Below are 17,273 nucleotides of genomic sequence, written 5' to 3'. Positions count from 1 at the left end.
TAGCGATGGCACTCCGTAAAGCACCCGAAAATACCGGGTGCTTTACATTATGGAGCTTTGAAGTCTCCATAAGGCCTTTTAATTTTCTTCTTTAATTGGATACAACTCCTCTAAGCTGTTCATGTCTTTACTTCCAAGTACCGTTTCTCTGCCATTGGTGGTCATGTATCCATACTGGGATTGGCCTGAATGTGTAGAAACATTATAGAAAAACAACCGATCATTGCTAATTTGTGGATTCGTGAATTGGTTTACACGTAAGGGTATTCTGTTAGTAGTTTGCCCTATTCTTTGTTGACGTCGCTTCCTCGGAAGAATACGTACACGCCTTGGACGACGATAAGGATCAACCAGATCATCGTAACGAATATCCCCGATTCCTCATGATAGAACCAGATCTTCCCCGTCAGAATGGACTCTTGCAGTCCAGGTAAAAGCGGCGTGTCCATCCGCAGCCAGAAATTAACGATGATGTGAACAACGATGAACAAGGCAAGATGCTGCTTGAAATCCTTACGATTACCGAATTCTTTTTCCAGATTCATGTTCCTTGTCACCTCCCCGATTCGTGTAATGATCCATGATGTGATCGATATAGCGAACCACTTCTTCATCCATGCCGTAGATCAGCGGCGATTCCTGACTGGCTGCGTCGATGAAGCGAAAATATTTGGACTGTAGTTCCTCATCGCCGTTAAACCAACTGGATATGCATGCCTTCCATTGTTCGGCCAAATCCTCCACCAGAGGAGCGTCTTCATCGGCTCGCATGCTCTTGCGAGTCTTCTTGATAAGCTCCAAAGCCGTTAACAGGCGCGGGTCCTCGCTCCCGATTAAGGGAAGCTCCCTCAGCGCGTCGATCTCCTCTTCGGTAAATACATCGGCTGGAAACGTGGCCGGAATCTCGTGATCCACAAAATGCGGACTGTCGATTCTTTCGATGATATTAAAAACATGCTCATCATTTCGCCTACCCGACATTTCAATCGTTTGAATTACGCCTCTCAATATAAACTGCTTGCGCTTCAGATCATCGATCTTCTTCGAAGCCTGCTCGATCTGGGCTTGCAATAGTGGAACCCACGGGTCCGCATCCGACTCCGCTTCCGGTATTTGTTCATCGAATAATGCTTTGATTTGTTCCAGCGAATAGTCCATGGATTTCAAGGACAGGATCGTCTGGAGTTTGATGATGGCCTGATCATCGTAATAACGGTAGCCGTTTTCCCTTGAAATCGTCGGCTTTAAGAGTCCGATCTCATCATAATAATGCAGCGTTCTGCGGCTGATCTTGACTTTATGAATCATTTCTCCAATCGAATACATCATGCCAAGGCTCCCTTATCTTCCATATCTCATTCTCCATTAAAGAATACAACATCCGAAGCGTCGCTGATGAGATAGATTCCGGCGATGGTAGCAATTACGGCAAGAGCTTCTTGAGTATACGGTTCGATTTTTCGATTAATTTTAGACAGGAATCCGTTCGCCTTGTCTCCCACTAGATATCGGAGCGTAAGCAGCAAGCACGGCGGTGCAATCATAACCGCACAGTATGCGGCCAGCATGGGCATCCACTCATAAACCTCGAGCCCGCGCGTAGTCATCAGTCCGATGGCTGACAGAAAGGGAAGCATCGTCGCGGCCTCGATCATGGATACCGTGATTCCTAATTTCATCATGGAAAGATACGTATCCTGCGGTCTGATTCGTTCCAGCTTATAGCTCCTTCCTTTCGGTTTTTTGTCCAGCCGCACGCCAATCAGCACGAGGATGACCCCGAGGAATAGCTGAATGTACGATATGGCAGCATGCTCCTTCCACCCGGATAGCCAAAATTCAAACATCGCCCCCGCTCCGTTCATGAGTGCGATGCCCAGCAAAATATAAAAACCGGCTACGCTCAACAGATACACCATGATGCGAAGAGGACGGTAAGCGTTAGATAACAACAAAAAAATCGTCACGACGATCGATGCAAAGCTAAGGCTATCCAGCAAGGCCAATCCCAGGATGGTAATCCACATATCGTCCCTCCCTTATGTCATGATGCGATCCTATATATTCATAACATTGACGTTAACGTGGAAGTCAACGGCAAAAAAACGCCGCATGGTCTATCAGACAACACGGCGTTCTTCGTTCAGGTACATATGATCTATTGTTGAATCTGTATCCGGTACACCAAGCTGTCAAAATCCCCGCGCAGCGGCAGCTCGATCCCGATGTTCATGAGTGCCCTGCCGCTCCATGTACCGGCCACCCCCTCAATGGCATACGACTGATCGGCTTGCAGCCCGGTCAGCCGCAGTCTCGGCAGCGGCTCGCCCAGCTTCTGGCTGTGCAGGAACGCAAACAGCACTTAGTCGCCGCCGTCTTCGCTGCCGTACTGCACGGCCGTTACGCCTTTATGCCGAAGCGAGTCTAGGCGATACTGGCCGTTCCACAAGCCACCTTTAAAAAATGATATTGACACGACACCAAACGGTGACCTAAAATCGAAGTATCACCAAATGGTGTCCAATTAGCAGCCATGCTGCCAATGCCTTGACCGTTTTTATAGGTAAAGACCATGCTCTTTACAGATGCCCGCATTAGCAAAGTAAACTGTTCCAAAATAAGTAAGGGAGTTGGGGATATTGAGCTTTTTTCAAGACATGTTCGCCGTATTCAAAAAGAGAGAGCTGCCATTGATGGAAAGCCGCAAAGAATCAGAAGACGTATATTCATTTCTATTTGAGAAAGATAAGGATTTAACCTGGAAAGCAGGGCAATATGGTTTGTTTAGCATCACGCATAAGACCATCAAAAATCCTACGAAACCATTCAGCCTAGCTGCCGCTCCCGCAGAGAATATGGTTAAAATCACAACTCGTATTGGTGAAAACCCAAGCGATTTCAAGAAAGCACTGCTAGAATTAAAGCCCGGCATGAAAATCAAAATGAGCGGTCCTGTAGGGTCCTTCTATCTCCAAGATAACAGCCCCTCGCTGCTGATCGCAGGCGGAATTGGCATCACACCGTACCGGTCAATCCTTAAGCAGTTAGAGGCCGAGGGGAGTAAAGACGCGAAGCAGCAAAAACTGCTCTATTTGGATGGCAATAAAGCTTATATTTACAAAGATGAGCTTGATAAATTGGCTACCCGCACTTCACTAAATGTAGCTTATCTTGATTCAAGGGATGACTTGCATGAGGAAATTGAAAGGTTTAAAGCCTTACATAACAACAATGGTAAATACTTTATAGCAGGACCGAAGTCCATGGTGGAGTCTATTTCTAGCTATTTACTAAATCAAAATATATCCAAGCGGAATATTAAAAAGGACGCCTTCTTTGGATATTAGTTCATCTTTGAAACCTTTACTTGAAACCATGCTGCAAAGGTGGTGAAATATAAACGGCGGTCCCCTCAAACATCTTTAGATTACTAACAGCGAAAATCAATTCTTTTAGGAGGGTTGTCGTGATAGAGAATCATTCATCAAGGGATGTGTTTGACGCCATCGCAGATCCCACTAGACGCCAACTGATTCATCTGTTGTCACAGGCGGACGAGAAACCGCTTCATGAACTTACGTCGCAGTTTTCAATGGGCCGAACCGCGGTATCCAAGCATTTGACGGTTCTTAAAGAGGCCGGACTGGTGCTTGACCGGAAAGTAGGCAGAGAAACACGATTTAAGCTGAACGCCGCTCCGCTTCGAGAAGTCCAGGATTGGGTGGCTTATTATAGCAAATACTGGACGAACAATATGTTGCGCCTGGGCCAGCTTTTAGAGGAGGAGAAACATTGAGCTTAGTATTATCCCTGGATTTTCAGTACACCACATCGATCGAGAAGGCTTGGGCGGCCTTAACCGATCCCAACAAGTTGGCACAGTGGATCACGGCCAATGATTTTAAGCCTGTCGTGGGGCATCGTTTTCAGTTTCGCCATGAGCCGAACGAATATTGGGACGGAATCGTTGACGGCGAAGTGCTGATCGTGGAGGAACCGACCCGGTTGTCCTATTCCTGGGCTGCCGGTGACGAACGGCATACCGTTACCTGGACGCTGCAGGATTTAGGAGACGGAAGAGTTAACCTTCATCTCGAACAAACGGGCTTCTCCCATGTTCATGGACTCGAAGGGGCTAGATACGGCTGGACAGAATGGTTCGGCAAGTTTGAGCAGGTGCTGGAAGGATAACCGCATTCAGTACAAAAACTTGCCTTGCTCTTCCCATGGCTAAGTTTTGGGACGATCGTTTGAACCCTTGCTTAGCCCGAACAAATAAACCGGCTGCGTGTGTACGGCCGGTTTATATCTGTAGTATTGGACATGCCGGCAAGCTCTCATTTCTTTCAGGTTTGTAAAACGAATGATTGACGTATTGATCTTAGGAGGGTACAACATGGAAGTTTTTAAAGAATTTTTAGAGCGTATCGATAACCCGCAGCATCGTGCACGAACGGAAGAAGTGATCGGTTGGGTCGCTTCGAAATTCCCTAATTTAGTGCCTAAAATTGCATGGAATCAGCCCATGTTTACCGATCATGGCACATATATTATTGGCTTTAGCGTATCTAAACAGCATCTGGCTGTTTCCCCTGAACGGGCCGGGATTAGTCAATTCGCTGATGAAATTGCGCAAGCCGGCTATGGTCACACCAAGGAATTGCTGCGTATACGGTGGGATCAACCGGTTGATTTCTCACTGCTTGAGAAAATGATCGAATTTAATATGATGGATAAAGCTGACTGTTCGACCTTTTGGCGGTAAATAGGGCAAACTGGATATTCCGTTCATGGCGAGCCGTCGAATCCTGATTGAGACTTTTTTCTAAATGCCGGGGACCGGGTCTCCCGTATAGCCTAAACACATTAGCTTAGCTATATGGTTTAGCCTAACATATCTAATCGCGTGCGATGATACAACAATCCATACCGTCAGGTCCCGTAAACCAGGCCAAGCGGCCCTCCGACTGAAATGGTTTCATAGAACATCCTCCTCCAGACCGCAAAAAAGCGCACACTCCTCCCAAGGAGTGTGCGCTAAATTGATATGAAATTCATATGTTAAAAAAAACATGGTGAATTTTGTATTTCAATTGGTGCTTAATTCTACTGCCGAGGCTGTCTAATGGCACAAATCAGGATAAATAATGGACACGAAAGCGACTACAATCCTCCTCTTGTGCCGATGACGGAAACGGTGCGGTGGGACAAATGAAGATAAGCCCGAAACGCGAAGTTCCTGGCTTTTCTCCATTTCAAGACTAGTGCACTTAATGGCTTAAGGTGTACAAATAATAACCATAGTCGGTAGGCGTACCGGGATGTCCGATTTGTCTAAGCATGGCGGTTACATTGCCCCTGTGGTACGTCCCGTGATTAACCACATGCTGGATATATTCTAGGGATCTGGCTTTAAAGTCTCCGGACGGATAAACGGTTTCGAGATTTTCATGCAACTCGATGAACTGCCGGAATCGCACCGCCAAATCATCCATTAACTGTCCGAGCTCTTCGATTCGCTTTCCTTCTGTTTCCGCAACAAGCCGATCGATCGACTCCTTCAAATTCTCCAGATACGCAGGCGACATTTCCGTGACTCCGCCCGCTTTAAAGAACGACAGCCATCCGGAATCAATGACATAGATGTGAACCATCGTGTCGTAAATGGATGGAAAGACACTGACAATCTTCTTGCGATATACTTCCTCCGAAAGCCCTTGTAAATATTCGCAAACCTTACGGTTTGCCCATACGTGGTAATCATACTGCTGCAAAATCCATGCTTTCAAATCGATATTCCCCTTTGTATAGACGGGGAAACACGCAGTTTAAGGGCAATTATGCGTTATTAATCCCCATATTGGTTTGCCCGTTTATAATTGTTGTTTTCATCTTAAACGCCTCCTGATCTTAACCTGATTCAATTATAGCATAATGACGGCTAGGTGTTTTCCAAAAAGTTATTTGAAAGAAAGCTAACATCACTTGGTAAACTACCGTTTACAGGATTATAAAATTAAAGCCAGCTTATCGCCTACTACACTTGCCCCAGAAATTATATACACCCTGCTTACAAATTTATTTCTTCGCGGAAGCTCCTTGCTTTCTGTACATCATTCCCTGTATCAGTTTGTATAAAAAACATAGTAAAAGCGAGAAGGCAATCATCATGAAATACGTGTTCCAATTAAAGAACTGATTATTCATATGGATCGATAAAATACCGTCCGTAATGGATTCGATATGAGCCCAGTCTGCTTCACCATATCTTGATTCGAATGCCGCTGCTTGGATCTCCCTGTAAATGTCGAGCCTGTGCAGCTGATAGGCATATCCAGCAATGATATAGCCGGCAAGAGCTATAATCAGCAAGCTTGAAACGCTGGGGGCCATCTTCACATTTTTCAGTATACGAATCCATTGATAAACCAACACCGAAAAAAGAATGCCAAGCGGGATGAGCAGGAGTATAGCCGGATTCCCGTTACCTGAACTGACGCCGGGTCTAGGTGTCATCGCATTTCCGAGCAAAACCAGAATCAAGCAGACCAGCGCATTGATGAACAGACCTGCATATCGTTTCATCCTCATTTATCCCCCCTCGCTCAAGCTTACCTGCAATGATCACATGATAGCTGGCAGACAGCACCCTAGCGTTGTTGATCCACATCAGAGCCGAATGATCTCCTGTACCGTTAAAGAGGAGCAGCGGCGGATTCTCCGGTTTCCCGGCCGTTATGATGTGCATGATACCCTATTGGGTTGACACACCTACTTCCTTGTAGGCTATACTCTATCCGTCTAACAATCGGTCATAGGATTCATGGATAAGCCTTCCTTGGTGCCTACGGAATCGGTGATCATTACACATCGCAATAAATCCAATCGGTTTACGTTCTTGGTATTGGCGGTCTTGTGAGAATCTCTATGCTTTGCACGAACCCATGATCATCAAACTTGATAAACAACCACTCGTTTCGTCCATCTTCTTTTCCGGCCCCCAGATTATACACAGCATGATCGGTTTCATTCACGCTCCACATGGCATTATCGTTAGCACCGAGAGCATTCATGATCTCCGCTTGCGTTAATCCGATCAGATCATGCTCCTTCAACATCGCATCGACCATCTGTGCGCGCTGTTCCGGATAACCGACCCATCGGTTATAGTCAAATCGATGCTCCGACTGAGTCTGTGATAAGGCATATAAAGAGAAAAATAATAGAATCACACCGATGCTTGCAGTAAACCACAAATGCTGTTTATGCAGCTTTATCCATGACACCCGAGCGATCATATAAAGCGCAGACCATAGCGTTATGATTGGCAACGAGGCAAACAGTACCGTGCCGAATGTCATTTCGGCTTGAAGGTGGTAGATGAGCCGGATCCCGATTCCATAGGCGATCAGGTAGAAAGCAGTGATAAGTCCGAGCACGAGGGCATGCGGATTCCATCTTACTTGATATTCAGATGACATTATCTCCTCACCCCCATTACATGCTGGCCGGTTCCTCACCGCGCACCATTCACAGCCAACTCAAAGCCTTCTCATTAGCTTCAATCCGAACTCCTACTGCATGCTGCCCACTTTATCCTCACCCGAAATGACCTTGCATGCAAACACAATGGTCAGATACTCCACCTGGTGTCCATTGCTATAGGTATACCGGCGCCCTTCTCCACCGTAAACCCCGAGAATCCGTTCAGGAATTACGTCAAGGCCCGTCTCTTCCTTCGCCTCCCGGACCATGGCATCTGCCGGCAGCTCTCCTAATTCGATCGAACCGGCGATTAATCCCCACTGGGACTCCCGGTGCTTACGCCCAAACAAAATATGACCTTGTTCATTCCGGATAATACCTGCCACGCTTGGCATAAAAATCAGCTGGTTCCCAATCTTCTCTCTCAATGCTTTGTAATAATCCGACATTCCCATTGCTGTGTTCAGCTCCTCTTTTGCAAGTTAAGATTTCCCCTCGAAAAACACACTCAGAATAAGGACGGATTAAACACCGTTAACGGCAATATATTACCAGCCAGAAGGTTGTCGGAAATCTGCCGCATTACTCCCGCGTCCCGATAATCGATGTGTCCACTAGTAAGATCCTGCAGTCGTACCCAACGGCTATCCTGAATCTCATCCGGAGCAGGCCGAAGAGTCCCCCCTGCCATTTCCCCGACAAAGTGAAACAGGACGACATGACTGTTCAAGCTGCTAATAAACTCATATACGCCGGTGGTTCCCGTCAGCCGGACATCATATCCGGTCTCTTCCTTGACTTCCCGTACGGCTGCCGCTTGAATAGGCTCTCCCTTCTCGATTCGACCGCCTGGAAAGCTCCACTTATGCCTTACTAAAGGTTTATTCTCCTGAATGAGAAGTACCCTGTCTTCATGGACGATGGATACGTTGACCACCAGTACACTCCCGTTGTCTGCCATGTCTGATCCTCCTAGCGGCCTCATACCATAAAAAAACCCGCCTATGGCCAAATGTCACGGGCGGGTTCTGAGGTGAGTTTTCATTGTAATTGTTCGTCAAACTTCCTAGTTCTAAATAATTGGATGGATATCGCCAGTTTACCTTTAACAAACATGAATCGCAAGCATTCTCTCGATCCCCTATAGGAATCGGACAGCCCCCGCCCCTTCTTTCCTTTCCCCTCAGATCGTCTCCTTCTCACGAAGGAGCATCCACTTCCGGCCGAATGGATCGATTACATCCAAAAACCAGGCAAAGCCTTCATCCCGGCTCTCCTCAACCGCCGCACCAGCGGCTGATAGATAAGTGCGCAGCTCCTCGATTTCCCGATTGGTTTTGAAAATAAATGAAGCCTCGTAGGATGTGGCATTGTTACCCCGGGGAGCACATTCCAAGATCAGATTTGGACTGTTATATAATGTGAGCATGTAAAAGCCCGGTTCTTCCATTAATGTCTTGAAACCAAAGTATGTACGATACCAGTCCGCAGCAGCGTGAAGCTCCGTCTCAGGAAAGGTCATGCGGATATCCTCTAAAGTCTCAAGAACAGGCTCATCCGTTTCTTCCTCCATCGCAGATGACAGAGGGATAGGCTTGAATCCCCCCTCATAGAACAGGGCCTTCACCTCGCCTGCATGAAGCGCTCGATTGTAAATACGAAGATCGTCAATACTGCCCCGAAAGAAGAAGTAAGGTTCGTCCGTCGATTTTCTGCCAATATACAACGGCTCTTGATGACAAGGCGTAAAGCTTCCTGGTCGTTCTGAGCTCAGAATGCCGTTTACGTACATCCGATACCGGGAGACTGAATAGGTAACCACCACATGATACCACTGATCCTTTACAATCTTGGCCGGGAATGAGAGATCCGGCTCACGCAGGAAGCCGTGTAAGACGATGCCCGTATCCTTCGTGCTAAGCTGAAGAACCCGAATCCGGTTATGCCCGTCCTGAGAGAGGATAGCGCTATGCCAGCCCCGGAACACGGTCTGCTCGTCATAACGACACCACACGGAGATCGAGAATGCTTCCTGAGGAAGAGTCGGCGGCTGCCTAATCTCAACGAAACTTCTCTTCCCATCCAAAGTCAAGGCACTCTCTTTTCGACCGAACCGATCCGGGCCGTAACTTACCTCTGACTGCAAACCATGGTGCCCGCCGCCGCTGCTATCCTTAACCTCCTTGTTAAACAGATATTCAAGGATAAGCCCGCTGCGCAAATCAATGGCATATTCCGACCTGCCGAATAATTCATCAATCGTGATGCCAAACAGATCAGCAAGCAGCGGGATGAGCATAATGTCCGGACAAGACTGTCCATTCTCCCACTTACTGACCGCTTGATAGGTAACCCCGAGCCTCCCGGCCAGCTGCTCCTGTGTCAAACCGAGCTGTTTTCTGAGTCTGACAATATTTCCGCTTATCACATTGTACGCCTGATCCATCTTGCAAGACCACCACACTTTCCTTTGATGAATCCACTATAACCAATGCCTAATCGAAGGTGTATAACGCGGAAGTAGAGCAATCGCTCTCCCCTTCTCAACTTCCGGTTGAACTGTTGCAAACAAACAGCCGCCCACAGGTTCCCTCCTTCACAAGCTCTCATACCTGTTCCAGCAGCTCCGGCAGCATGTCCAAATGCTTCGCAAGCCAGTCCATTTCCCATGCAAAACGGGCAGGCGGCCCTTGATGCTCAAGAATGTTAGCGTTGACCCACCACACGCTCTCCATATACCACAGCCAGCGAATGCCTTGAACGAGATAGCCTTCCGGCACTTCCCGTTCTTCACGGTAGCCTTCCATAAAGGCGGAAACCAAGACTACATCCAGCTCCGAATGGAGCGCGCATGATAGGACGGCGCGTGCGATATCCAGCTGCGGATAATCGTAGTTGAGCCGGTCAAAATCAAGAATGGCCGCCACCCCTGCAGGTCGAAACAACAAATTATCGACCCATACATCGCGATGAGCCCATCCGGGCTGCATGGGGTTCAACTCATCCCGAAACCGTTCCGTTGCAGTATACTGGGTTTCCAGGGCCGTGAGTACTTCCGGGATCTCACTCTCCGCGGCTTGCTCCATGACTCTCTTCCAATAGTCAAGACGCTCCATGCGGCTAGGGGGAACGAATTGCGGCTTGTCCTTCACTCCGAGCGAGCCATCGTTCAATACCCGATGCATGAGGGCGACCTCTCTCCCCAACGCCCGCATTTGATCGGCATTCGTTCCCCCGGGAGCAACCAGCTGCCCTTCACAGAATTCCATGACCATGAAACGCTCGCCCTGATCCGACTTCAGGAAATAACGTCCCTCATTCGTAAGCAATTTCGGACATTTCACCCCTCTACGACGCAAGCGGATCTGCTGTGAGAACGCCATCAGCAGCACTTCCTCATCATACAGCTTAAATCGTTCCCGGTTATATTGCTTCAGAAGATATGTCCCCTGATCCGTCTCCAATTTCCATTTCAGATTCAGCCAGCCCCGGCGAATCGAAATCGCCTCATGAACGACAAGACCCATGTCGCGTTGAATCGAAACAAGTAAATCCTCCAAAATCATCCTATCCGCTTGAACCTGCTCCACCGTTATAACCAACTCCTACCGAGCATGTTTTTTTATCACACAGGACCTATTCTTCATGGAGACGTTCCGCTCCTTCTGATCATTAACGTACCTGCGAAGCTTACAATATATAAAAGCGGTCAAAACCTAAAAAAATGTAAATACGACGCCCCGCCAACATGGGTTATGATAAGGGCGAATAAGAAAGGAGGTGGGCCTTCGTCATCGGAGTGATCGAACGTCCATAAGATAAAAGGAGGAAGAGGATGAATGAAGTGGGCAAGGAGGATAACCCCAATTATGATCGTGCTCATGTTACTTTCGACCGGATCGCTGGCTGCAGCAGGAGAACCGTATGCAGCGGAAGATACAGAAGCTTCATCTGGCCCCTTGCGGATTATGAGCTTTAATCTGCGCTATGCGGCCAATGACAGCCAGCCTTGGGAGAAGCGGCGTCCCGTTATGAAGCAACTGATTTTGAACCAGCAGCCGCACATCATCGGGACCCAAGAAGGCCTACACCGACAAATCGTCGATCTTGAGTCTGACCTTCCCGGTTATGACTGGATCGGCGTTGGACGGGAGGGCGGAAGCTTAGGGGAGTATATGGCGATTTTTTATAACAAGGAACGGCTGAAGCCCCTGGAGCAGTCCCACTTCTGGCTGTCGGATACGCCTCAGATCATCAGCTCGGCAAGCTGGGGCAACCAAATTCCGCGCATGGTCACTTGGGTTCGTTTCCAGGACCTGCGCAGCGGCAAAACCTTTTATATGGTGAATACGCATCTCGACCATCAATCGGAGAACTCCCGTCAGAAAAGCGCTGAGCTGATCATGGATAAGCTTGCAGCCTTTGACAAGGACATCCCTGTTGTGATCACCGGGGACTTCAATACGCGACCGGGCAGCGATACGCATTCGATATTTACCGGCAGCGGACTGACGGACGGCCATCTCAGTGCCAAAAAACGGACCAACGATCACTTGGGAACGTTCCACAATTACAAGGATCCCACCGGTGGAGGCAGCGATAACCGCATCGACTGGATTCTGCACAGCACAGGGTGGAATGTCCTGCACAGCACGATCATCGACGAGCACGAGAACGGCCAGTATCCAAGCGACCACTATCCTGTCATGATCGAAGCCATCCTGCAAAAAGCAAGCAAAACAACCGAGGATACGGTGCCAAAACAGCCCTTGACGACCTCCCTTCACATCACCGAGGTGGTTGCGAACTCGAACGAGCAGGGGAACTACAATTATGTCGAGGTGTTTAATCCGACGGACCGTACCATCGATTTGGAAGGATATCAAATCTATTACTACTACGATCCTGCCCGGCCATTCGATAAATCCAAATCCAATCGCTGGACGATCACGAAGGATCAGTACAGTACGGACACGACCCTGCGCCCAGGTGAAACCAAGGTCATCTGGATTAAGAAACAGCCCTGCTGTTATGAGCTGACGATGCAGGATTTTCTGGAAAACTATGAAATTACAGATGAGGCGCTGGACCCGTCGCAGCTGCTGGCCGTCTTCACGCCCGGGAATAATCAAGGCCTGAACGGCACAGCCACGAACGGCCGCGCAATAGGGATTGCGTCCCCGGCAGGCACTCATCAGATTGGGGTTATGTACAATAACGGAGGGCTCGATGTCGGCGTCAACGAATCCGTAACCTATCTCGAGCCCGAGCCGCTGTCCAGCCTGATGCAAAAAGGCGCAACGCATCAGCTTCCAACACCGGGAACACCGTAATCCTCCCGGATACGCCCTGTCCGAAGCAGGCTTCAGCCTTTCCCTTTTTAAAAGGAAAACATCCCTAAACATTCAATCCCTGCAGGGGAGCTAAGGGAAAGCGGATCCTTAATAAGAGCCTAATAATGACTAAAAAGCAGACTAACACAAAAATCCCCCTCGGCGGTCGAATCGACTCGCCGCTGGGGGATTTTTGTAGTCAGGCCACCCGTCTGCCTGCCATCATTGCATTGTTCAACCCACGTTCAAGGTTTTCATAAAGCCTCTTTTGGCTCCGGCAAATCCAATCGACTCATAAAAGCGATGGGCATCCACCCGCTCGTTGCTGGAAGCCAGGATCATATAATTGCACTGATGCTCTTGGGCAAAACGCTCCAGTTCCTGCATTAACCCTTTCCCGACTCCTTTCCCTTGGGCATCTGGCGAAACGACGACATTTTCAATGAGCAAAAACGGTTTGCAGTTCCCCACAAGATCAATGCACACAATACCCATGGCAGTCCCGACCAGCTCCTCATTCCAATAAGCGCCGGCTACATAATACTCCGGCTTCGCGGATAGTCGTTCAATTTGCTCCTTCATCGCTTCTATATCGGATTCCTTCCCGACAAATTCTGTGAACAATGCGGATAAAACCGCTGCATCTTCTGCCTTTACACGATGATACTGTATCGTCATAGTTACAACCTCATTTCGCGTCAATCTAGTTGTCTTTCGATTCATTACGGGCGTTTAACTGCCCGAAAGATCAAGCTTGGCCACAACCTCCCCCATCGACCACGGCATGATTCCGATTTCCTCGAATCCCGCTTGCGCATAGAGTGCGCTGGCATGCTTGTTATCCGGGTGATAGCTCAGCATGATAACATCGGTTCGGTCTGGTTTCGATCGAATTTGATCGACAACCTGCTGGAGAGCTTGCCTGCCATACCCGCGCCCTTGATATTTCGCATCGATCATCAATCGATAAATCCAGTAGTTACCATCATCCTCATCCGGACCATACATCGTAAATCCGACCATCGTCTCTTCCGCATAAATGGCCATCGCCACAAAGCCTTCGAGAAACTGAACCTGGGCAATTGAATAAAGATTAGAGGCAATAAAGCCGGCCTGCTCCGGCTTGGCTTTTAGTTGAATACACGCTTCCCAGTTATTCGCATCCACCGGCCTAAGCTCAATACTCATGAAATCCCCCTTAATCTGTAACCATTGTTTCGGCCGTGCTCACGTCGATTTATTCCAATGATGGAAAATGGCCTTTAAGCACATCATAGCATAAGGGATCCCTTCAAAGCCGGTATCAAACGGTTTAAAAGATACCTAACCTGTGTGCAAGGAGAATGAAATATCCAGGGTATCTTTTCAACAACAAACCGATATATCATCATTTGGCCAAAATACATCGTTCCGCCCTTCAGGAGATCTGATATCGTCGTGTTGTTTGTTCATGATATATCCAATTTCCACCCTTGCGTAGCACATCTTCTATAAACCTCTCATTTAATATATGGAAAATCCTATTTTCATATATTGAGGTGAAGCCAATGAGTCAAGTCAATGCCGTTCCCCAGCCAGACCTGGTGCTGATCAGCTGGTCAAGAAATCCTCTGGTTCCCGGTTCCGCCCGCCGAATCGTCGCAGCCCGCGTGATCGGCAGCGCTGTCCCTTGCCGCAGCGATTTGAGACCGAATGCCCTGCTTCGTACGGCGCTGGCCTGCTTACTGGATAACGATGTAGGATTTAAAATCGTATTCCGCAAGCAAACCTCCCCGATTAGCGGGTACCTGTTGTTACAGCGTGAAAGATAATCACAGAAGGAGCAGCATGATGCTGCTCCTTCCGCTGTTTAAGGCTACAATCCAATAGACATCCAGGGACGATGCAAAGGAGGTCGTGAGCAACTCCTCCTACCTCAAATAAGCGTTCGCCTCATCAGGCAGAGTCAGTTTAGGAGGCTCGTTCGTAGGCCTAGTCGACATTTGTTCATGGAAATCTCTGAGCTATTCTTTACGATTCAAATCCTGCAGTTGTTGATTCAGCTGGTCAAGCGAACGCTGCATCCGCTCCATTCGGCGCAGCCCGGAATATTGGTTGCTTATGATGCCTGCCAATCCTACGAACAATAAAATAACAATTAAAGTCATCATTTCGCATTCATATCCTTTCTATCAATCGTTTCTATTAAAATACTAAATTTACAACATTATGCAAATTCTACCCTTCCATTACATTACATCATATCATACTTCCTTCCCAAATTTGATTCAGATTGCCCAGGAAATATTACGTCAAAAAAAGCCTGCAAGGCTAACCGTTTCAGGTGCTTGCAGGCAAATTTTCTCCATTGAAATGGGTCTCCGTTATTTTGTTTTGACAACATGCACCGCAATCTTTTCCAGCTGCGATTGACTTAGAGAGTGATCCGGAGAGCTAAGCGTGACGAATCGGTCATCCAATTGAAAACCGAGCAATGCGGTATCGTCCGGTGTATACCATTTTGCCTTCGTACCGTTGGATAAAGTGACCGGCTTGCTGTCATAACCGAACGAATAATCTCTTGGCGAGATATTGACCGTCATGTGCTCGAACATGATGTTAACTCCATCCCCCGAGGCCCCCGTTTTACGATAGGCGTCCCCTTTCACCATTTGAGCAGGAGCATACGCTGTTTCAAAGCCATCGAATTTTGCGAACGCATTCCGGATTTCCCGCAGCTGCGTTTCACTGTATTGTACAGGTACAAGCTCGTTGGACTGACCTTGATCCGTCCCGGTCCCGATCACCACTTGCCGGTTCATTGCATCATACCGAACCGGTACGTCCAGCACATCCGCAATCGCCCGCACCGGCAGATAGGTCGTATTTTTATACGTGATTGGCGTCATATTTTTGCTCGTATCATAGACCTTGCCATCCACTTTGATGCTGATGCTGTGGTTCAAGTACGCAGTAATTTTCTGCAGATTTGCCCCTGCAAATACGCCAGCAGCTCCACTTAAGGTCATTCCCAATACAGCCAGTGTTATGATCGATTTTTTATGCTTCATGATCTCATCATCCCTTTCTGATATAAATGTAATCCATATTTTTACATTTTCTTATTTTGGAACGATCATCTAAACTCAACAACCTGTGTCACCAGCAAGCTCTCCTTATCCTCCGTCGTAATTCCAAGTTTCATTCCGGAGGGGCTCCAGCTGAGTGGGTATACAGGGTGCGCTGCCGGGTGAACCGATGAATAGTAAGGGGCCAGCCAAGTCACCTTCCCGGAAGCCGTGTCGAACACATATACGCCATTCATCCCGCTCTCATTCTCGGAATACACATCGAAGGCAAGTTTTGTTGAATCCGCTGACCAAGATACATAAGATATCAAGTTCCCTTTGCCGATCAGGGAGCCTTGCAAGCTGCCGGACGCGTCATATATCAACAGCTCACTGCCCTCATCCTCGGCGGACTCCGCCGTCGTCGTTACCGCGATATATTCGCCATTCGGGGAGATTTCGAAGCTCCACACATGATCGATCAAATGCACCGGCTCCGTCTGACCAGGTTCAATAACCTTAAGAACATGGTTCATATCCGTGTAATAGATCCGCCCCTTGCTTGCACCGAACGAAAGGTAGGATTCCACATGCTCATCCTCAATTTGCATGTTCGAATAGGAGCCGTCTGATGCAATGAGCCGGACATCCCCTCTCCCTTGCATTGAACCGGCAGCCAGCACGTACGTATCCGAATCCAGCCAGCCTCCGATCTCCATGTAATTATCGCCCTTGACCGGTATCAGCTCACCCGTTTGCAAGTTCTTGATGAAATTGTCGGCTGTGTACTTATCCCTCCACTTCTGGACGAAGCTGTATTTTCCATCCGGCGACACCTGCTCTTTGACGAGCTGTGATGCGGGCGGCTGTATCTCCCGCTTCGAAAGCTCGCGGCGTTCACCGGTACGTAAATTCACGGTCGCCGTGGTGTACGCAAATTCCGGCTCCTCCGTTTCGGTAGCCGCCTTCACCATTTCCGTCAATGTAATCCGAACCTCATCCTCCGACAGCCAAGCTTCAATGTTGGCAGCTGATATCCGATGCGTTCCGTCCACCTTTAGTTGCTGATCATTTGGCCCGGGCGATCCCTCCACGACCGTAAGTTTACGATCCCCTTGCCTGCCTCCCGAATCCGGTGCGCTCTGCTCTGGAGGTTGACTGCCGCCCGGTTCGACAACGGTCAGCCGTCCCTGCGACTGGCATGCTGCGATCAACGACATGACGACAAACGTGGCGAGCAGCCTCAAACCAAGTGGTCCTACATGACGCTTCATAAGCTGGTTCCTCCTATGCCCTTTGCCAAGGAGCTCGGCGCTGTCCTCTTAATCCGGCAGCCGCCGTATGTTTCCCTGTCTGAGCTTAAGTATAAAGAACGGATATCTCCAAAACATATCCGGCTTGTAACGAA

General features: G+C 48.4%; 21 protein-coding genes and 1 pseudogene. 6 read left to right on the top strand and 16 right to left on the bottom strand.

Translation table 11 applies throughout. The annotated features are described in order from the left end of the window. Window positions 1–284: 284 nt before the first annotated feature. The 4 genes and pseudogenes from NSQ46_RS10180 to NSQ46_RS10165 form a co-directional block, all read right to left on the bottom strand. On the bottom strand, window positions 285–545 hold the full coding sequence (locus NSQ46_RS10180) for a 2TM domain-containing protein (protein WP_007127960.1): 261 nt from the start codon (window positions 543–545) through the stop codon (window positions 285–287). Then, window positions 520–1,329 (bottom strand): MerR family transcriptional regulator, encoded by an 810-nt coding sequence (locus tag NSQ46_RS10175; RefSeq protein WP_040737896.1) that lies wholly within the window; start codon window positions 1,327–1,329, stop codon window positions 520–522. Before NSQ46_RS10175 ends, NSQ46_RS10180 begins: the two co-directional genes overlap by 26 nt. Before the next feature lie 26 nt (window positions 1,330–1,355). Continuing rightward, the gene (locus NSQ46_RS10170; RefSeq protein ID WP_007127958.1) at window positions 1,356–2,027 is read right to left on the bottom strand and encodes a GAP family protein; all 672 of its coding nucleotides are present in this window, start codon (window positions 2,025–2,027) and stop codon (window positions 1,356–1,358) included. Window positions 2,028–2,158: 131 nt separating this feature from the next. Next, window positions 2,159–2,437: pseudogene (locus tag NSQ46_RS10165) on the bottom strand (GH36 C-terminal domain-containing protein); the annotation flags it as partial. A 202-nt stretch (window positions 2,438–2,639) separates the two neighbouring features. On the opposite strand from NSQ46_RS10165, the gene NSQ46_RS10160 reads away from it, so the two are divergent. The 4 genes from NSQ46_RS10160 (at window position 2,640) to NSQ46_RS10145 (ending at window position 4,765) form a co-directional block, all read left to right on the top strand. Next, a complete protein-coding gene (locus NSQ46_RS10160) occupies window positions 2,640–3,347 on the top strand; it encodes an FAD-dependent oxidoreductase (protein ID WP_007127956.1) in 708 nt (235 codons plus the stop codon). A gap of 119 nt (window positions 3,348–3,466) precedes the next feature. Further along, entirely contained in the window at window positions 3,467–3,796 is a 330-nt protein-coding gene (locus NSQ46_RS10155; RefSeq protein ID WP_210094738.1) for a metalloregulator ArsR/SmtB family transcription factor, read from the top strand. After that, window positions 3,793–4,191 (top strand): SRPBCC domain-containing protein, encoded by a 399-nt coding sequence (locus tag NSQ46_RS10150; RefSeq protein ID WP_210094739.1) that lies wholly within the window; start codon window positions 3,793–3,795, stop codon window positions 4,189–4,191. Before NSQ46_RS10155 ends, NSQ46_RS10150 begins: the two co-directional genes overlap by 4 nt. A 205-nt stretch (window positions 4,192–4,396) precedes the next feature. Further along, window positions 4,397–4,765 carry an iron chaperone gene (locus NSQ46_RS10145; protein WP_007127953.1) on the top strand — a complete coding sequence of 123 codons (369 nt, stop codon included), beginning with the start codon at window positions 4,397–4,399 and terminating at the stop codon, window positions 4,763–4,765. Window positions 4,766–5,270: 505 nt separating this feature from the next. Here the strand turns inward: NSQ46_RS10145 and NSQ46_RS10140 are convergent. From NSQ46_RS10140 to NSQ46_RS10110, 7 genes are all read right to left on the bottom strand, one after another. Continuing rightward, complete coding sequence (locus NSQ46_RS10140; protein ID WP_210094740.1) at window positions 5,271–5,789, bottom strand: DinB family protein; 519 nt, start codon at window positions 5,787–5,789, stop codon at window positions 5,271–5,273. A gap of 289 nt (window positions 5,790–6,078) precedes the next feature. Further along, complete coding sequence (locus NSQ46_RS10135; protein ID WP_244152633.1) at window positions 6,079–6,585, bottom strand: hypothetical protein; 507 nt, start codon at window positions 6,583–6,585, stop codon at window positions 6,079–6,081. 305 nt (window positions 6,586–6,890) lie between these two features. Next, complete coding sequence (locus NSQ46_RS10130; RefSeq protein ID WP_251537429.1) at window positions 6,891–7,481, bottom strand: hypothetical protein; 591 nt, start codon at window positions 7,479–7,481, stop codon at window positions 6,891–6,893. A 93-nt stretch (window positions 7,482–7,574) separates the two neighbouring features. Next, complete coding sequence (locus NSQ46_RS10125) at window positions 7,575–7,940, bottom strand: NUDIX domain-containing protein (RefSeq protein WP_342576753.1); 366 nt, start codon at window positions 7,938–7,940, stop codon at window positions 7,575–7,577. A gap of 53 nt (window positions 7,941–7,993) precedes the next feature. After that, a complete protein-coding gene (locus NSQ46_RS10120) occupies window positions 7,994–8,446 on the bottom strand; it encodes an NUDIX hydrolase (protein ID WP_342576752.1) in 453 nt (150 codons plus the stop codon). 222 nt (window positions 8,447–8,668) lie between these two features. Beyond that, a complete protein-coding gene (locus NSQ46_RS10115) occupies window positions 8,669–9,931 on the bottom strand; it encodes a LamG-like jellyroll fold domain-containing protein (protein ID WP_342576751.1) in 1,263 nt (420 codons plus the stop codon). A gap of 160 nt (window positions 9,932–10,091) precedes the next feature. After that, window positions 10,092–11,075, bottom strand: a complete 984-nt coding sequence (locus NSQ46_RS10110) for a phosphotransferase (RefSeq protein WP_342576750.1) — start codon at window positions 11,073–11,075, stop codon at window positions 10,092–10,094. A gap of 279 nt (window positions 11,076–11,354) precedes the next feature. On the opposite strand from NSQ46_RS10110, the gene NSQ46_RS10105 reads away from it, so the two are divergent. Beyond that, a complete protein-coding gene (locus NSQ46_RS10105; RefSeq protein WP_342576749.1) occupies window positions 11,355–12,818 on the top strand; it encodes an endonuclease/exonuclease/phosphatase family protein in 1,464 nt (487 codons plus the stop codon). 234 nt (window positions 12,819–13,052) lie between these two features. Here NSQ46_RS10105 and NSQ46_RS10100 read toward each other — a convergent pair whose 3' ends face one another. Together NSQ46_RS10100 and NSQ46_RS10095 are read right to left on the bottom strand one after the other, a co-directional pair. After that, entirely contained in the window at window positions 13,053–13,496 is a 444-nt protein-coding gene (locus tag NSQ46_RS10100) for a GNAT family N-acetyltransferase (RefSeq protein WP_251537421.1), read from the bottom strand. 54 nt (window positions 13,497–13,550) lie between these two features. Continuing rightward, the gene (locus NSQ46_RS10095; protein WP_251537417.1) at window positions 13,551–14,006 is read right to left on the bottom strand and encodes a GNAT family N-acetyltransferase; all 456 of its coding nucleotides are present in this window, start codon (window positions 14,004–14,006) and stop codon (window positions 13,551–13,553) included. Between the two features lie 359 nt (window positions 14,007–14,365). Between NSQ46_RS10095 and NSQ46_RS10090 the strand changes: the two genes are divergently transcribed. Next, the gene (locus NSQ46_RS10090; protein WP_342576748.1) at window positions 14,366–14,629 is read left to right on the top strand and encodes a hypothetical protein; all 264 of its coding nucleotides are present in this window, start codon (window positions 14,366–14,368) and stop codon (window positions 14,627–14,629) included. A 192-nt stretch (window positions 14,630–14,821) separates the two neighbouring features. Here NSQ46_RS10090 and NSQ46_RS10085 read toward each other — a convergent pair whose 3' ends face one another. From NSQ46_RS10085 to NSQ46_RS10075, 3 genes are all read right to left on the bottom strand, one after another. Beyond that, on the bottom strand, window positions 14,822–14,968 hold the full coding sequence (locus tag NSQ46_RS10085) for a hypothetical protein (RefSeq protein WP_007127940.1): 147 nt from the start codon (window positions 14,966–14,968) through the stop codon (window positions 14,822–14,824). A 213-nt stretch (window positions 14,969–15,181) separates the two neighbouring features. Next, window positions 15,182–15,868 (bottom strand): hypothetical protein, encoded by a 687-nt coding sequence (locus tag NSQ46_RS10080; protein ID WP_342576747.1) that lies wholly within the window; start codon window positions 15,866–15,868, stop codon window positions 15,182–15,184. 65 nt (window positions 15,869–15,933) lie between these two features. Continuing rightward, a complete protein-coding gene (locus NSQ46_RS10075) occupies window positions 15,934–17,139 on the bottom strand; it encodes a WD40 repeat domain-containing protein (protein WP_342576746.1) in 1,206 nt (401 codons plus the stop codon). Between the last annotated feature and the right edge of the window lie 134 nt (window positions 17,140–17,273).

Origin of the sequence: Paenibacillus sp. FSL M8-0142, assembly GCF_038597315.1 — a bacterium.
Taxonomy (GTDB): domain Bacteria; phylum Bacillota; class Bacilli; order Paenibacillales; family Paenibacillaceae; genus Paenibacillus_AQ; species Paenibacillus_AQ lactis.
The sequence above is the reverse complement of the archived record's forward strand: the minus strand, read 5'-3'. Positions and strand labels throughout refer to the sequence as shown.

What these genes read in the sequence shown, in the direction of transcription:
- NSQ46_RS10115 (WP_342576751.1), bottom strand. Translation starts at nt 9,931, where the DNA reads ATGGATCAGGCGTACAATGTGATAAGCGGAAATATTGTCAGACTCAGA.
- NSQ46_RS10080 (WP_342576747.1), bottom strand. Translation starts at nt 15,868, where the DNA reads ATGAAGCATAAAAAATCGATCATAACACTGGCTGTATTGGGAATGACC.
- NSQ46_RS10130 (WP_251537429.1), bottom strand. Translation starts at nt 7,481, where the DNA reads ATGTCATCTGAATATCAAGTAAGATGGAATCCGCATGCCCTCGTGCTC.
- NSQ46_RS10120 (WP_342576752.1), bottom strand. Translation starts at nt 8,446, where the DNA reads ATGGCAGACAACGGGAGTGTACTGGTGGTCAACGTATCCATCGTCCAT.
- NSQ46_RS10145 (WP_007127953.1), top strand. Translation starts at nt 4,397, where the DNA reads ATGGAAGTTTTTAAAGAATTTTTAGAGCGTATCGATAACCCGCAGCAT.
- NSQ46_RS10125 (WP_342576753.1), bottom strand. Translation starts at nt 7,940, where the DNA reads ATGGGAATGTCGGATTATTACAAAGCATTGAGAGAGAAGATTGGGAAC.
- NSQ46_RS10105 (WP_342576749.1), top strand. Translation starts at nt 11,355, where the DNA reads ATGATCGTGCTCATGTTACTTTCGACCGGATCGCTGGCTGCAGCAGGA.
- NSQ46_RS10085 (WP_007127940.1), bottom strand. Translation starts at nt 14,968, where the DNA reads ATGATGACTTTAATTGTTATTTTATTGTTCGTAGGATTGGCAGGCATC.
- NSQ46_RS10135 (WP_244152633.1), bottom strand. Translation starts at nt 6,585, where the DNA reads ATGAAACGATATGCAGGTCTGTTCATCAATGCGCTGGTCTGCTTGATT.
- NSQ46_RS10095 (WP_251537417.1), bottom strand. Translation starts at nt 14,006, where the DNA reads ATGAGTATTGAGCTTAGGCCGGTGGATGCGAATAACTGGGAAGCGTGT.
- NSQ46_RS10175 (WP_040737896.1), bottom strand. Translation starts at nt 1,329, where the DNA reads ATGATGTATTCGATTGGAGAAATGATTCATAAAGTCAAGATCAGCCGC.
- NSQ46_RS10090 (WP_342576748.1), top strand. Translation starts at nt 14,366, where the DNA reads ATGAGTCAAGTCAATGCCGTTCCCCAGCCAGACCTGGTGCTGATCAGC.
- NSQ46_RS10170 (WP_007127958.1), bottom strand. Translation starts at nt 2,027, where the DNA reads ATGTGGATTACCATCCTGGGATTGGCCTTGCTGGATAGCCTTAGCTTT.
- NSQ46_RS10075 (WP_342576746.1), bottom strand. Translation starts at nt 17,139, where the DNA reads ATGAAGCGTCATGTAGGACCACTTGGTTTGAGGCTGCTCGCCACGTTT.
- NSQ46_RS10180 (WP_007127960.1), bottom strand. Translation starts at nt 545, where the DNA reads ATGAATCTGGAAAAAGAATTCGGTAATCGTAAGGATTTCAAGCAGCAT.
- NSQ46_RS10100 (WP_251537421.1), bottom strand. Translation starts at nt 13,496, where the DNA reads ATGACGATACAGTATCATCGTGTAAAGGCAGAAGATGCAGCGGTTTTA.